The 14,235-nt window shown below is 63.4% G+C and carries 18 protein-coding genes and 1 pseudogene; 10 read left to right on the forward strand and 9 right to left on the reverse strand.

Going from position 1 to position 14,235, the window contains the following annotated elements:
- The first annotated feature begins 86 nt into the window (after nucleotides 1-86).
- The 7 genes from EOD15_RS05185 to EOD15_RS05215 all read left to right on the forward strand — a co-directional run bounded on the left by EOD15_RS05185 (nucleotide 87) and on the right by EOD15_RS05215 (nucleotide 4,414).
- Nucleotides 87-311 carry a DUF2007 domain-containing protein gene (locus tag EOD15_RS05185; RefSeq protein ID WP_063167652.1) on the forward strand — a complete coding sequence of 75 codons (225 nt, stop codon included), beginning with the start codon at nucleotides 87-89 and terminating at the stop codon, nucleotides 309-311.
- Complete coding sequence (locus tag EOD15_RS05190; protein WP_127320261.1) at nucleotides 311-1,111, forward strand: methyltransferase; 801 nt, start codon at nucleotides 311-313, stop codon at nucleotides 1,109-1,111. The genes EOD15_RS05185 and EOD15_RS05190 overlap by 1 nt, the downstream gene beginning before the upstream one ends.
- Before the next feature lie 79 nt (nucleotides 1,112-1,190).
- Nucleotides 1,191-2,054 (forward strand): S49 family peptidase, encoded by an 864-nt coding sequence (locus EOD15_RS05195; protein ID WP_023808666.1) that lies wholly within the window; start codon nucleotides 1,191-1,193, stop codon nucleotides 2,052-2,054.
- 128 nt (nucleotides 2,055-2,182) lie between these two features.
- On the forward strand, nucleotides 2,183-2,368 hold the full coding sequence (locus EOD15_RS05200) for a hypothetical protein (RefSeq protein ID WP_127322388.1): 186 nt from the start codon (nucleotides 2,183-2,185) through the stop codon (nucleotides 2,366-2,368).
- A 20-nt stretch (nucleotides 2,369-2,388) separates the two neighbouring features.
- On the forward strand, nucleotides 2,389-3,288 hold the full coding sequence (locus EOD15_RS05205; protein WP_127322389.1) for a 4-(cytidine 5'-diphospho)-2-C-methyl-D-erythritol kinase: 900 nt from the start codon (nucleotides 2,389-2,391) through the stop codon (nucleotides 3,286-3,288).
- Nucleotides 3,275-3,829, forward strand: a complete 555-nt coding sequence (gene moaB, locus EOD15_RS05210) for a molybdenum cofactor biosynthesis protein B (protein ID WP_127322390.1) — start codon at nucleotides 3,275-3,277, stop codon at nucleotides 3,827-3,829. The genes EOD15_RS05205 and moaB overlap by 14 nt, the downstream gene beginning before the upstream one ends.
- A gap of 141 nt (nucleotides 3,830-3,970) precedes the next feature.
- Entirely contained in the window at nucleotides 3,971-4,414 is a 444-nt protein-coding gene (locus EOD15_RS05215; RefSeq protein WP_127322391.1) for an aldehyde-activating protein, read from the forward strand.
- A gap of 7 nt (nucleotides 4,415-4,421) precedes the next feature.
- Here EOD15_RS05215 and EOD15_RS05220 read toward each other — a convergent pair whose 3' ends face one another.
- Together EOD15_RS05220 and EOD15_RS05225 are read right to left on the reverse strand one after the other, a co-directional pair.
- Nucleotides 4,422-5,396, reverse strand: coding sequence for a hypothetical protein (locus EOD15_RS05220; protein WP_127322392.1), 975 nt, complete (start codon nucleotides 5,394-5,396; stop codon nucleotides 4,422-4,424).
- Between the two features lie 143 nt (nucleotides 5,397-5,539).
- Nucleotides 5,540-6,064 (reverse strand): glycosyltransferase, encoded by a 525-nt coding sequence (locus EOD15_RS05225; RefSeq protein ID WP_127408331.1) that lies wholly within the window; start codon nucleotides 6,062-6,064, stop codon nucleotides 5,540-5,542.
- A gap of 150 nt (nucleotides 6,065-6,214) precedes the next feature.
- On the opposite strand from EOD15_RS05225, the gene EOD15_RS05230 reads away from it, so the two are divergent.
- Both EOD15_RS05230 and EOD15_RS05235 read left to right on the forward strand, forming a co-directional pair.
- Nucleotides 6,215-7,369 carry a PA0069 family radical SAM protein gene (locus tag EOD15_RS05230; protein ID WP_127321273.1) on the forward strand — a complete coding sequence of 385 codons (1,155 nt, stop codon included), beginning with the start codon at nucleotides 6,215-6,217 and terminating at the stop codon, nucleotides 7,367-7,369.
- A gap of 151 nt (nucleotides 7,370-7,520) precedes the next feature.
- Nucleotides 7,521-8,219 (forward strand): ribonuclease HII, encoded by a 699-nt coding sequence (locus EOD15_RS05235; RefSeq protein WP_127270953.1) that lies wholly within the window; start codon nucleotides 7,521-7,523, stop codon nucleotides 8,217-8,219.
- A gap of 223 nt (nucleotides 8,220-8,442) precedes the next feature.
- Here EOD15_RS05235 and EOD15_RS05240 read toward each other — a convergent pair whose 3' ends face one another.
- From EOD15_RS05240 to EOD15_RS05270, 7 genes are all read right to left on the reverse strand, one after another.
- Nucleotides 8,443-8,934, reverse strand: coding sequence for a F0F1 ATP synthase subunit B (locus EOD15_RS05240; protein WP_127270951.1), 492 nt, complete (start codon nucleotides 8,932-8,934; stop codon nucleotides 8,443-8,445).
- A gap of 10 nt (nucleotides 8,935-8,944) precedes the next feature.
- Nucleotides 8,945-9,544: a F0F1 ATP synthase subunit B gene (locus EOD15_RS05245; protein ID WP_127272329.1), complete on the reverse strand. Its 600-nt coding sequence runs from the start codon at nucleotides 9,542-9,544 to the stop codon at nucleotides 8,945-8,947.
- Nucleotides 9,545-9,607: 63 nt separating this feature from the next.
- The gene (locus tag EOD15_RS05250; RefSeq protein ID WP_006206606.1) at nucleotides 9,608-9,832 is read right to left on the reverse strand and encodes a F0F1 ATP synthase subunit C; all 225 of its coding nucleotides are present in this window, start codon (nucleotides 9,830-9,832) and stop codon (nucleotides 9,608-9,610) included.
- 85 nt (nucleotides 9,833-9,917) lie between these two features.
- Nucleotides 9,918-10,676, reverse strand: coding sequence for a F0F1 ATP synthase subunit A (locus tag EOD15_RS05255; protein WP_023808677.1), 759 nt, complete (start codon nucleotides 10,674-10,676; stop codon nucleotides 9,918-9,920).
- Between the two features lie 59 nt (nucleotides 10,677-10,735).
- Nucleotides 10,736-11,143, reverse strand: a complete 408-nt coding sequence (locus EOD15_RS05260; protein WP_127321271.1) for an AtpZ/AtpI family protein — start codon at nucleotides 11,141-11,143, stop codon at nucleotides 10,736-10,738.
- Nucleotides 11,144-11,397: 254 nt separating this feature from the next.
- Complete coding sequence (locus EOD15_RS05265) at nucleotides 11,398-12,579, reverse strand: cell wall hydrolase (protein ID WP_127321270.1); 1,182 nt, start codon at nucleotides 12,577-12,579, stop codon at nucleotides 11,398-11,400.
- Nucleotides 12,580-12,722: 143 nt separating this feature from the next.
- Entirely contained in the window at nucleotides 12,723-14,012 is a 1,290-nt protein-coding gene (locus EOD15_RS05270) for an MFS transporter (RefSeq protein WP_127408332.1), read from the reverse strand.
- 119 nt (nucleotides 14,013-14,131) lie between these two features.
- Here EOD15_RS05270 and EOD15_RS36575 point away from each other — a divergent pair.
- Nucleotides 14,132-14,235 (forward strand): annotated as a pseudogene (locus EOD15_RS36575) (LysR family transcriptional regulator); the annotation flags it as partial.

Here is a 14,235-nt window from a genome sequence, read left to right on the forward strand (position 1 = left end):
ATGTCAACGACCACAGAGGGAACGGGGCTCTGCCTCGGAATCCCCTGCCCGTTTACATCAATAGCGCAAACTGCGAGTTTCATACGATGATAGAACTTGTCCGCACCAACGATGCCGTGATCATCTCCTTTGTTGAATCGCTGATGCGCGACGCCGGCATCGCCTGCTTTGTCGCCGATCAGAATATGAGCATTCTCGAAGGATCGATCGGTCTTTTGCAGAAACGCGTCATGGTCGACGCCGACCAGGCCGACGCGGCACGGCGCATCCTCAGGGATGCCGGTATCGCCAACGAGATCCGCGGAAAATAATGTCCGCCGCGCCCGCCGCCCTTGTTCCGGACACGCCGGCCCATACGGTCGACGCTTTCCATCGCGGCCGGTTCTGGCTCGTCCAGCCCAAGCAGGGCGGCCATCGCGCCGGCATGGATGCGATGATGCTGGCGGCATCCGTGCCATCGACCTTTGGCGGGCGCCTGGCCGATTTCGGCGCGGGAGCCGGAGCTGCCGGATTGGCGGTGCTGTCACGCTGCCCGGCGGCACAGGCGGTGCTTGTCGAACGCGCGCCGGAAATGGCGGCCTTCGCGGCGGCGACGCTTGCCCATCCCGGCAATGCCCATCTCAGCGATCGCGCATCCGTGCTGGTCGCCAATGTCACCGTATCGGGCCGGGCGCGGGCGGCCGCCGGCCTCGCCGACAACGACTTCGACTTCGTCATCATGAACCCGCCTTTCAATGCCCCCCGGGACCGCGCCACATCGGATCGCCTGCGAAAGGAAGCCCATGTCATGGAGGACGGGCTGTTCGAGAGCTGGATCAGAAGTGCGGCGGCGGTGGTGAGGCCGCTCGGCGGGCTCGCCGTAATCGCCCGGCCCGAACAGCTCGGCGCCATTCTCGATGCAATCGCCGGCCGCTTCGGCGATGCCGAGATGCTCGCCGTCCACCCTCGTCCCGATGCGGCGGCGATCCGCATCGTCGTGCGGGCAGCGCTCGGGGCGCGGGGAAAGCTTGCCATACGCCCGCCCCTAATGCTCCACACGCAGTCAGGCAACGGCCCCGACGAGCGCAGCGAAATGATCGCCAACGGCCTCGCCTCGCTGTTCGGAGATTGAGCTATTCTGCCCGGCGACATTGCCGTTGGCCGGGAAATCCCTACATGCCTGCAACCCACCGACCGGAGACCGCGCCCTCGTGAAACGCCTTATCAACCGCCTGCTGCCGAAATCCTGGCGCTCCACCGTCGTCACCATTCCGGTCATCCGGCTGCACGGCACCATCATGGCAGGCGGTGGCCAGTTTCGGCCGAGCCTGTCGCTGGCTTCCACCGCCGGCCTCATCGAGAAGGCGTTCTCCTACGACGCGCCGGCGGTCGCCATCTCGATCAATTCGCCGGGCGGCTCGCCGGTGCAGTCTCGGCTGATCTTCAAGCGCATCCGTGACCTGGCCACGGAAAAGAACAAAAAGGTACTGGTCTTCGTCGAGGATGTCGCGGCGTCGGGCGGCTACATGATCGCGGTCGCCGGTGACGAGATCTTCGCCGATCCGTCCTCCATCGTCGGGTCGATCGGCGTCGTCTCAGCTTCGTTTGGCTTCCCGGAACTGATGAAGAAGATCGGAATCGAACGACGTGTCCACACTGCCGGCCAGAACAAGGCGGTGCTCGATCCGTTCAAGCCCGAGAAGAAGGAAGATGTCGAGCGGCTGAAGGCGCTGCAGCTCGAGGTGCACGCAACCTTCATCGACCTCGTCAAGGAGCGGCGCGGCACGAAACTGAAGGACGACCCGGACCTGTTCACCGGCCTGTTCTGGACAGGCATCAAGGGCCTCGAACTCGGTCTGGTCGATGCGCTCGGCGACATGCGAACGGTGCTCAAGACCCGTTTCGGGGCGAAAACGCAGCTCAGGCTGATCACGACGCCGCGCGGTTTCCTTAGCCGCTTCGGCCTGTTCGGCTCAAGCAAGGGCTTTTCAGCGCCCGATATTGCCGCGGCTGCCGCCAGCGGCGTGATCGATGCGGCGGAAGAGCGCGCATTGTGGTCTCGCTTCGGGCTTTGAAAACCCGGCAAAACCGTCTAGCATGAGAGCTTGAGTTTCATGCATGTCGTGTTCCCAAAAGCGGGTCGGCATGCATCAACCGACCCGACCGGCCGCCTTCGCCGGCCCAGCGTGGGAGGAGTTTTGGCATGCCGCAGATCATTTTCTTCGCCGTCGTTGGCGTTGCCGCTTATTTCGGCTACCGCACCTTCCTTAGGGAAGCCGAGCGCGTGACCGCCAAGGTGCGGCGCACAGAAAAGCAGACGGCCAACGGCGCGATCGGCACTTTGGTCCAGGATCCGAAGACCGGCGAATACCGGCTGGCCAAGGACTGAGCATCATCCCGCAGACCATTGTGGACACCGACATCGGGTCGCGTAGCTGGCACGCACGCGCCAAAATCAATCTTGCGCTGCATGTCACCGGCAGGCGCCCTGACGGCTATCATCTGATCGAGAGCCTGGCGGTGTTCACGCGTTTTGGCGACAGGGTCGAAATCGCGCCCGCCGACAGCGATGAATTTACCGTGTCCGGCCGTTACGCTCCGGCCGTTCCTCTCGACGCCAGCAATCTGGTGCTCAAGGCGCGCGATGCCCTGCGGCAGACAGCCGGGCACGAGAGAACACCGCCGGTCGCTATCCGGCTGGAAAAGAACCTGCCGGTTGCCTCCGGCGTCGGCGGCGGTTCGAGCGACGCGGCGACCGTGCTGCGCGGGCTGGTGGAGACATGGGCGCTGGACATCGACGGCGCAGAGCTGGCGCGGATCGGCCTTTCGCTTGGCGCCGATGTGCCGATGTGCCTGGCGGCAAAGCCGCTGGTAGCGCGCGGCATCGGGGATGAACTGTCGATGGTGCCGGATTTTTCGGCGCTTGGCCTGGTGCTGGTCAATCCAGGCACCCCGGTGTCGACGGCGGATGTCTTTGCAGCGCTTTCCCGGCGCGACAATGAGGCCTTGCCGCCGCTGCCGCGCGGCATCGATTTTCACAGCCTGCGCAACTGGCTGGAGATTACTCGCAACGATCTCGAGCCCGCGGCGCTGGCGATGCAGCCCGCCATCGGCAGGGCGCTTTCCTGGCTGAACAAGGCCGGATCGGGTTTTTCACGGATGTCCGGGTCCGGCGCCACCTGCTTCGGCCTGTTCGAGACCGGCAATGTCGCCAAGCGTGCCGCTGCCGAGATCCGCGGCCGCCAGCCCGACTGGTTCGTCGCGGCGACGCGCACCATCGCATCGGAGGGCGCAGATGGCCAGAATTGACGAGAGCCGCTCCTTCATTCCCGTGCGCATCGCGGTGCTGACCGTTTCGGACACGCGCAGCCTCGCCGACGACAAATCCGGCCAGACGCTGGCCGACCGCATCACCGAGGCCGGCCATCTGCTGGCGGCCCGCGATATCGTCACCGACGACCGCGAGAAAATCCGCGACACGGTTCTGGCGTGGTCACAGGACAAGAATATCGATGTCGTCATCACCACCGGCGGTACCGGCTTCACAGGCCGTGACGTGACGCCGGACGCGCTGGAGCCGATCTTCGAAAAGCGCATGGATGGCTTTTCGGAAGTGTTCCACCGGATTTCCTACGACAAGATCGGCACCTCGACGATCCAGAGCCGGGCCACCGGCGGCGTCGTCAACGCCACCTTCGTCTTCGTGCTGCCGGGTTCGCCAGGCGCCTGCAAGGACGCGTGGGACGGCATCCTGAAAGCGCAGTTCGACTACCGGCACACGCCATGCAACTTCGTCGAGATCATGCCGCGCCTGGACGAGCATTTGCGGCGCGGCAAATCGGCTCCGTAAAAGCCGAGGCAAAGCGCCGGTTCCACGCCGCGTTCGCCAGGCAAAACAGCACCGGCGCCTTTGAAACGCCATTCCAAACCGGACCTCGGAAAAGTACCTTGTCTGAAGGCGATCATCGCCGTTCACGACAAGGCAGCTACGATGACCGTGCACACCGGTGGATGCCATTGCGGCAACATACGCCTTGAATTTTCAACCGAGCTCGAGCCACCGCAAACCGAAGTTCGCGCTTGCCAATGCTCGTTCTGTGTCAGACATGGTTCGCGCGCCGTTGCCGATCCGAATGGCAGACTGGTCATCTCGGTCAAGGACGAGACGCAATTGCGGAGATATCAGTTCGGGCTGAGGACGGCCGACTATCTGATCTGCCGGCGGTGCGGTGTCTACGTCGCCGCAATCGCCAGAGATGACGATGCAATCGCCAGAGATGACGATGCAAGGGCGATCGTCATCATCAACGCCCTGGACGACCGCGAGCGGTTCAACCAGGAGCCGGTCCGTGTCGACTTCGATGCCGAAAGCAGGGCGCAGCGCCAAGCCAGACGCCGCACACACTGGACACCTGTCGAGATGAGCTTCGGATAGGCAGCTCTCAGCGGATAACCGGCTCGCCATGAAACCGTCGGCGCGACGGCGGCGATACGCCGAAGCCGACTTCCATCATCAGTCGCGGCGTGCGTGCCGGCACGGTGCCCATATGAAAGCCAAAGGGGTCCTCGACGAAACCGAGACCGGCCTCGCCGGTCAACGTCACCGGGCTTTGCTCGCCATAGACATCCAGCACCTGTTGCGCGGGATGGCCAACCAGAAGCGTGAGCTGATGCTTGAGGCTGCGGCGCTTGTGGCTGCCCCTGACATAGACATGCGGACCGGTGTCGGCGTCGACCGGCTTGAGGTAGAAGAAGAATTTCAGCATGCGCCAATCATCGAGGTCGAAATGATACTTGCCAAGCGAGGCGAGGTTCTTGTCGGCATCGGAAGCGGCACCCGTGGGAAAACTCCACCAGACGCGTGTCGTGATCAGTTTTGCCTGACCGCCGAGATAGTGCGCGGCAATATCCAGAAGCAGCGGATCGCGCTGGATGGCAAGCGCCGCCGGGCAGTCGAGGATGCGCTCGAAAAAATGCCCGCTGAGCAGCGAGCGGCCAAGGCGTTTCTCGGCCTCGGCATGTTCCCCCGGCATGAATTCGAGACGGCGGTCGAAATTGCCGAAGCAAGGCGTGCGCCCGGCGAAGTCGGCGATCTCTTCATGGATATCAGGCGGCAGGACCAAGCCTGAGAACAGCCCGTCGGAGCGCAACGCATCGACGACCGCTCCCCGTTCGACACCGGCAAACATCGTATCCCCGGCATTGGCGACCGGGCGGGCGCGCTTTGCGCCGAGCCAATGCATGCGGCGTCCGGGCATGGTGCGCGCCAGCACGAACATCGGCAGCCAGGCAGGGTTCTCACGCAGGTCTGTCAGATAGGTTGGAATACGCACGGCGATGCGCCGCAGCAGGCTGCCGTTGCGCGCAATGGCCTCGAGACTGGGCGCGCCGGATGTGTCGGGGGTTGAAAGCTTCATTGGGTCCTCGGCTATGAGAGCACCACCGATGCCGCATCGGTGCTCGCCTCTCGGCATGACCCAAACCCAGTTCCCGCTTGAACGGAAGCTAACCCCGCGTCAAATTTTGTGCAATGCACAATGACCTGAGCACCTGCAAAAAATCATGTCGAGGAGCGGCGTTCCTGCTTGGCCGGCGCCATCCAGATCTCCGCGTCGAGCCGCTTCGTCGCGAGGCCGCGGGCGATGGCCTCGGCACTGCGGGCGCTCTTTGCCGCGGCAGCTGCCTGACGCTTGCTGATCAGCAAGCCGTCGGCCAAGGCGCGGTTTCCCGAAAAGACCCGGGCCAGGAATGGCGTGCGACTGGCTCGCGTGCGCGAAAACCGTGCCGCCATGGTCTGCCTGGCCGTGTGGGCGACAACTTCATCGATCCAGCCCTCCATCAGCCGCGCGCCGGGCTCCACCAACAGTAGCCAGTCTCCTTTTGCCTGCCGGATTCCGGCAGCGACACCGTCCGTCACGTACTGACAGCCGGCATGCTCGGCCACACGATGTGTCTGGTCGGTGGAGCCTGTGTCGCAGACGATGACTTCACGCACCACGCCTTCGACCGCTCCGCCAACCAGCGAGGCGAGCGTGCGGGCGAGGCCCTCCTCGTCATTGCGGGTTTCGATGAGAACACTGAGCATCCTTAGCCGAATAGCGGAAAGCGCCGGACAGCGCCAGTTTTTGCATCGCACCATAGAAAGTTCTTGCTTTGTTCTCATCAACGAAATAGGAATAATTTCATGAACAGAGCGATTCGACACAACACGGACAGTCCTTGGGAGCGGGCGAAAATGGAACAGATCGTGCGCGCCGACATTGCAGCTTTCGGAGCAGGAAGAGCCGAGATGGCCAACGCGATGGTCGAGCAGAGCGGCATGCGTGTCCGCCCGGACCGCAACCGCGGCAGGTCGGCTGGCATCAATCCGTCCGGCCGGTTCGAGCCGGTCAGCCGGCACGTGTTCGACGATGGCTGGAATTCGCTGGAAGAACTGCCGCCTTTCAAGACCGAAGTGCAGGTAGAGAAGCCGCGCACCATCATCACCCGCAACGAATCGCCCGACATTTCCTTCGACCGTTCCATCAACCCCTATCGCGGCTGCGAGCATGGCTGCGTCTATTGCTTTGCCCGCCCGACGCACGCGTTCATGGGCCTGTCGCCGGGTCTGGATTTCGAATCGAAGCTGTTCGCCAAGCCTGATGCGGCGCGCTTGCTCGACAAGGAGCTTTCGAAGAACAGCTATCAGCCGCGCACCATCGCCATCGGCACCAACACGGACCCCTACCAGCCGATCGAGAAGCAATACCGGATCATGCGCGAAATCCTCGAAGTGCTGGAAGCGCGCGGCCATCCGGTCGGCATCGTGACAAAGTCCGCTCTGGTGACGCGCGATATCGATATCCTGTCGCGCATGGCCGAACGCGGGCTCGCCAAGGTAGCGCTGTCGGTGACGACGCTCGACCGTATGCTGGCGCGCACCATGGAGCCGCGCGCGTCGACGCCGACCAAGCGGCTGGAAGCGATCCGGCAGCTTTCGGATGCCGGCATTCCGGCGTCGGTCATGGTGGCGCCGATCATTCCGGGCCTGACCGATCCGGAGATGGAACGCATCCTCGATTCCGCACGTGCGGCGGGCGCGCGTGAAGCGGGTTATGTGATCCTGCGGCTGCCGCTGGAGGTCAGCCCGATCTTCAAGGACTGGCTGCTGCGCCATTATCCGGACCGCTACCGCCATGTGATGTCGCTGATCCGCTCGATGCGCGACGGCAAGGACTACGATTCGGAATGGGGCAAGCGCATGAAGGGCGCCGGTCCCTATGCCTGGCAGATCGGCCGGCGCTTCGAGATCACCGCCAAGCGGCTCGGCCTCAATGCCGAACGGCGCACGCTGCGGACCGATCAGTTCGTTGCCGCCGGGAAAGACCAGGTGCAGCTGACGCTGCTTTGAAGAGACAATTCGTCGCGGTGGTTTGATCCGTCGCGCACCAGAATCCCGTCCGGCCTGCCCCGGCCTGCAGACGGTGCCCTCCCGGTCCGGCGCCCCACCCGACCCGGAGGGACTTGCGGAGAATCGGAGCCGATGCGAACCTCGCCGCAACATGGCTCGCGCGCGTTCCGATTCTCCGCCTCTCTTTGAAATCATCGAGAAGCCTGACTTCTCCTTCGAGACGAAGGCGATGGCCGAAGGTCTGTGGCCCGTCGCCGGAATGGACGAGGCAGGCCGCGGTCCCTTGGCCGGGCCGGTGGTCGCTGCGGCCGTGGTGCTCGATCCCGCCAACATTCCCGACGGCCTCGACGATTCCAAGCGCCTCAGCCATCTGCAGCGTGAAGCCTTGTTCCTGCGAATTCTCGGCTCTGCGCAGGCGGTCTCAATGGCCTCCATCAGTGCCGAGGGTATCGACGGCAGCAACATCCTCAAGGCGAGCCTGGAAGCCATGCGCCGCGCCCTGGTAGGGCTGTCGGTCAGACCGAAGCTCGCCCTTGCCGATGGACGCGACGTGCCGCCTGGCCTGCCTTGTGAAGGGCGCGCGCTGATCAAGGGCGACCAGCGTTCGCAGTCGATCGCCGCCGCCTCGATCGTCGCCAAGGTGATGCGTGATCGCATGATGTGCGGCTGCGGCAACCATCACGACCGTTACGGTTTCGAAGTCCATATGGGCTACGCCACGCTTCGCCATCGCACGGCAATCGAGGCGCATGGCCCGGTGGCGCGGCTGCATCGCGTATCGTTTTCGCCGTTCAGGCTGGGTGGCGCTGAAGTGGTCGAGGAAGAGAGCTTCGTCGGAATGGATAGTTGATCTCCCCCCTTGAGGGAGAGATGGCCGGCAGGCCAGAGGGGGTCGCCGCGCGTGAAACGCCGACCTTATCTGCGCTGCAAAAATGACGTCGCGCCCGGTCGAGCCGACCCCCTCTGTCGCCTTTGGCGACATCTCCCCCTCGAGGGGGGAGATTATCCCCGCCCACAACAAAAAAGCCGCCAGGTTGTCCGGGCGGCTTTCGATGATTGGCTAGAGGGACCCTCTAATTCAGCTTCGACTTCACGTCCGCAAGCGATGCCTTGAACAGATCGGCACCGGCCTTGGCGTCGATCTTGCCGGCAAGCAGCGCGCGCGCTGCCTCTACGGCGATGTCGACGGCGCTGGCGCGGACTTCGCTGATGGCGTCACGCTCGGCCTGGCCGATCTTCTGCTCGGCAAGCGCGGTGCGCCTGACAACATAGTCCTCGGTCTTCTTGTGCGCTTCGGCGGCAAGCAAGTCGGCTTCGCGCTTGGCGGCGGCGACGATGTCGGCGGCCTCCTGCTCGGCTTCCTTGCGCTTGCGCTGATACTGGCCAAGCAGTTGCTGGGCTTCCTCGCGCAGCCGGCGCGCTTCGTCGAGTTCGTTGCTGATCCTTTCGGCGCGGGCGTCGAGCGCCTTGGCGATCAGGCGAGGCACCTTGATGTAGACGGCAATGCCCAGGAAGATGACCAGGGCAACCGTGGCCCAGAGCGTCGCGAGAGATGTGGCGTCCATGATGCGCTCCTCACCGGGCCACGGATTTGACCGCGGCCGCGATCTCTGCCTTGCTGGCCTTGCCGCCAACCAGGGCTTCGACAATCGCCGAAGCGGTGTCCTCGGCGATGCTGCCGACTTCCTTCATGGCATTGGCCTTGATGGAAGAAATGCGGGCCTCGGCTTCGCCAAGCTTGGCGTCGAGCGCGGCCTCGACCTTCTTGCGAGCGGTGTCGGCCTCGGCCTTGGCCGCGTCGTTGGCCTGCTGGCCGATCGCGTTGGCCTTGGTCTTGGCTTCCGCCAGTTCCTGCTCGTAGGCAGCAACGGCAGCGTCGGCCTCGCCCTTCAACTTGGCCGCCTGATCGAGATCCTGCGTGATGCGATCGTTGCGGACATCGATGATGCCGCCGACGCGCGGCATCACAACCCGCTTCAGGAAGAGATAGAACAGCCCGAAGGTGATCGCCAGCCACAGAAGCTGCGACGGGAACGTCGCCGGATCGAATGGCGGAAACGTGCCATGCGCTTCAGCAGGCACACCGGTGCTGGAATGCGTGTCGCCTTCCGTAGCAGCGTGGCTGGTATCGGCTGATGGCGCGGACTCTTGCGCAAAGGCAGATGTCACGAACATGGACTATCCCCGAAATTCAGGCCCGCCGCTCGCGCGGCCGGCCTGTCCAATCTTCCCGAGTGCTCAGCCGAACAGGGCCAGAAGCGCGATGAGAAGCGAGAAGATGCCCAGAGCTTCGGTCACGGCGAAACCGAAGATCAGGCGGCCGAACTGGCCATCGGCAGCCGACGGGTTGCGCAGAGCGCCCGCGAGGTAGCTGCCGAAGATGTTGCCGAGGCCAATGCCCGCACCACCCATGCCCAGGCAAGCGATGCCGGCGCCGATGTACTTTGCTGCTTCTGCGTCCATTTGTTCAACTCCTTTGGATCTAAAATTCCGTTGCGATTCCATCCGGCGCCAATGTTGGAAATTCTTGGGCCGGAAACTTTTGGACCTAGTGCCCGGGGTGCAGGGCGTCGTTGAGATACATGCAGGTCAACACGGCAAAGACGTAAGCCTGCAGGAAGGCGACCAGCAGTTCCAGTGCCGTCAGCGCCACCGCCATCGCCAGAGGCAGGATCGAGCCGGCGACGCCGACCGCGCCGAGCGCGCTCAGGCTAACCACGAAGCCGGAAAACACTTTCAGCGTGATGTGGCCGGCGAGCATGTTGGCGAACAGACGAACCGAGAGGCTGACCGGGCGCGACACGAAGGAGATCACTTCGATCAGCACCACCAGTGGCAGCAGGAAGACCGGCACGCCATGCGGCACGAACAGTTTCAGGAAGCCAAAACCATGCTTCATGAAGCCGTAGACGACCACGGTTGCGATCACCAGCACGGCAAGGCCGAAGGTGACGATGATGTGGCTGGTGACGGTGAAGAAATACGGGAACAGGCCAAGCAGATTGGCGACGAGCACGAACATGAACAGCGAGAACACGAGAGGGAAGAACTTCATGCCTTGCGTGCCGGCGGCATCGCGCAACATGTTGCCGACGAACTCGTAGGCCATCTCGGAGACCGACTGGAGCCGCCCGGGAACCAGGCTGCGGCTCGACGTCGTGAGAAACAGGAATCCAGCCGCGACGATAACGGTTGCGACCATGAACAGTGCCGAATTGGTAAAAGACAGGTCATAGCCGCCGATGTCGATCGGAATCAGCTTGTTGATATGGAACTGGTGGATCGGATCGACCTTGTCAGCTGCCACGTTCAAACCCCGTCAATGCCGCGTACGGCCTCGTTACCATTACCGCACATGGTGCGCGGTCATTTCTTGTCGTCTTGGCCAGGGCGCGATTTATCGCCTTGTCCAAATTCTGCCACAACGCCGGCGGAACGCATCACATTGAGCACTCCGGCGCCAAAGCCAAGCAGCAGAAACACGATCAGACCCCATGGCGATGTCCCCGCCAGACGGTCGATGATCCAGCCGATGCCGGCACCCACCACCACCCCGGCGATAAACTCGCTGGAGAGTTTGAGCGCCTGACCGTAACCGGCCACACTGCCCGCTTTCGCGTCGTCTTTCCCCTCGAGCCGGCCCGGCCGCCTTGTCGCAAGCGAAGCTTCAAGGTCACGGCGGCGGCGCTCAAGATCGTCGTCGCGGATATCGGGTTCATGCTGATTGCCGCGGCCGGTTTCTCCGGTTCCGTCTGGCCCATTCTTGTCGGCCATCGCAACCCCCCTGCCCGGTCAGACCATCACCGTCCGTCCGCTTCTAAAGTCGCCGGCAACATAGTTAGAGGGTTTGCGCCCGTCAAGCCACGGGCGGAAGTTCATTGCCATGTATTTTAGGCAATAAAATCAATGGATTACAAAGGTGCGACATCGTGCCCGCCATGATGACGAGGATGCATGGCGCGAATCCCCCGCGCAATGGCTCTTCGATAGGCTGCGCGCCACGTCAAAGATCAGCGGCTGCTCCGCACTCAGCTCCAGCCGCCGCCATAGGTCCGATAGAAGATATGCAAGCCGATCTTGGTCATCTTCTGCATCGTGCGCGCCCAGCCGGGATGGACATATTGGGCATAGTAGTGGGTCGACGATCCGACCTCCGGGATAAAGATCTTGCCGGCAGTGACGGCCATGGCGATCTCCTGGGCGGTCTTGTAGGCGGCTGGGCTATCGATGCGCTTCTTCCTGCCGTCGCAGGCGAAGGAGAACTGGCAACGGTTGAACCAGCTGTCGTTCTGGTAGACGACGCCGCAGATCGAATTCGGATAGGTCGGATTGCGGACGCGGTTGAGGATGACCTGGGCGACGGCGGCCTGGCCGCGCACGGATTCGCTCCTCGCCTCGAAATAGATGCCGTTGGCAAGGCATGCCTGCTCCTTCTGGGAGAAGACACTGGCGGGCAGCGGGTTCTGGATCCACGAATGATCGCCCTTGGCCATCGGCGGAATGAAGCGGCCCTCATTGGGCTGCTCGTCCTGAAGCAGGGCTTCGAAGGGCGATGCCTTGGCATAGTCAGGCTCGGACTGCGCGTAGGCGGTGGCCAGCACGTCCGGATGGTCGTTGTTGACCAGCGCTGCCAGCATGGCCGGCACGCCGGGATCCGGCTTCTTATCCTCGTGCGCATGGAATGCCGCGGCGATCTGGATTTCCTTGCCTTTGATCTGCGGCTTGGCGAAAGCCATTTTCAGGCCGCTGTCCATGCTGGGCCGCAGCAAGGAGGAGGTGCGCTCGAAGATCGAGCCGGCGTTGAAGTTCTTCGGCGGTGCGACGGGAGACATCTGGACGATGCGCCCTTTCTTCTCAGCGCGCACGACGCGGTCCTCATCGGGCGTGCCGCTGACCTTGCCGCCCTTTCCGCGAAACGACACGTTGCCGACACCGGCCAGGTGGACACCCGATCCGGAGATGGAGCCGGTGACATCAGAATCGACAAAGGGCATCTCGGCAGCATGGGTCGAGCCGGCGACGGATTTCTCGACATAGGAATTCCAGCGGGTGTTCGCTTCGAGGCCGGAGACAAGGCTCGTCATGTCCTGATAGGCGACGATGGTCGGAAAGCCGATCCAGATGCCGAGACCGATGACGAACGGGGGCAGAAAGCCACGTCTTCTCTCACCGGCGGCGGCAACCAGCCGCTTCAACACACGTCGATGCACGGAACACTCTCCAGGAACGCGACAGACCCCACTGGAGAGCAAAATGATGCATTAACCTTGATGGGACGTTAACGGCTTCGATCGGACTGTTCTCAGCCGGCTTCAGGTCGTGGTTCCGAAGTCGGGCGGTTTTGCGGCCGAACTCAGGCCGGACGCAGGAAGATCGGCCGGGCGATCAGCGCGCAGATGGCGGCCGCCAGCCAGACGCCGGACCAAGACCAAAGGTGCAAGAGCCCCGGAATGGCCACCGGCACCAGGAAGAAGCCTACGAAAACAAAGGTGTTGGCAAGGCTGAGCGCGGTCCCGACATGGCTGGCCCCGGCAAGGGTGGCAAGCTCGGTGTAGGCGACACCGTGCCAGGCGGAGACCGAGATGCCTGCGACAATAAGCACGACTGGAAGGACAGCCAACCAGATGAGCTGGCCGCCCGGAACGGTTGGGCCGAACAGGACCAGCAGCCAAAGCATGGCGAAGGCAAGGGCGCTGAACGCGCTGCACAAGCGAAGAAATTGGCGGCGGTTGCCGTGACGGTCGGTGAAGCGGCCGCTCCAGATGCGCATGACCATGGCGCCGATCTGAACGGCGGCGAGGCTCGCGCTGATTGCCGCCGTTCCCAACCCAACGAAATCGTGCAGGAACACGGAGGCGAAGGTGAGCACGGCCACCTGCGGAAAGCAGAGCAGGCCGATGGCGGTCGCGATACGCCAGACATCGCGATTGCGCAGCGGCGCCGGTCCGACCGCAGCCGAAGCGAGATGGCCCTCGCCCGCCGTCGGCGGCTCGTGCAGCCAGCGCCAGGCGAACAGGGCAGACAGAGCGGATGCGCCCGCCAGCACCCCGAACACCGCGCCAAAGCCGAAAGCCTGCGCAAGCGAGGGCAGCACGAGCGCGCCAAGGCCACCGCCAAGCGGCACCGCCGTCTGCCTGATGCTCATGGCAAAGCCGCGCTCGTTTTCCCGAAACCAGCCCATGATGGCGCGGCCGCTCGAACCGTTGACGCTGCCGCCGAGCAGTCCGGTGATGAGCAGGCTCGCGGAGAGCAGCGTGACGCCGGGAATACCGGCCTTTGTCGGCACAACCAGCATCGCCATGGCCAGGAGCCACACCGCCGTCGCGCCGAGCCCGATCAGGAGCACGCGGCGATCGCCCCAGCGATCGGTAAGCAGGCCCCAGGGCAGCTCGCTGAGCGCGACCCCCAGCCCGAGAAGGCCGAGCGCCAGGCCGAGCTCGGCATTGCCCAAATGATAGCCCTGGCGAAGAACGACCGCCGTCGCCGGGATGCCGGAGAACGTAGCCGAGAAGGCGGCATTGGCGGCAACGCCGATGCCCAGAACTTTCCAGCGATGGCCCGGCTTGAAAACCCTCCCGGCGGAACCGGTATCTTCCAGGAGCTTCGGCGGCTGCCGGTCGCTGCAATTGACAATGGCGGACATGATTTCATTTCCCGTGCTGGCCAGTGGTCCGGCCTTGACGATCTGTCCCTATCGCCATAATTTCATCCTGAAAATCAGGAAGTTTTGAACTTACAATCCTGAAAATTGGGACTTAAGACATGCGACGCGTAACTTTCGACCTCGACGTCCTGCGCAGTTTCGTCACCGGTATGGAGCTGGGCAGCTTTGCCAAGGCCGCTGACCGGCTTGGCCGGTCGACGTC

The sequence above is a fragment of the Mesorhizobium sp. M7A.T.Ca.US.000.02.2.1 genome (assembly GCF_003996995.1).
Taxonomy (GTDB): domain Bacteria; phylum Pseudomonadota; class Alphaproteobacteria; order Rhizobiales; family Rhizobiaceae; genus Mesorhizobium.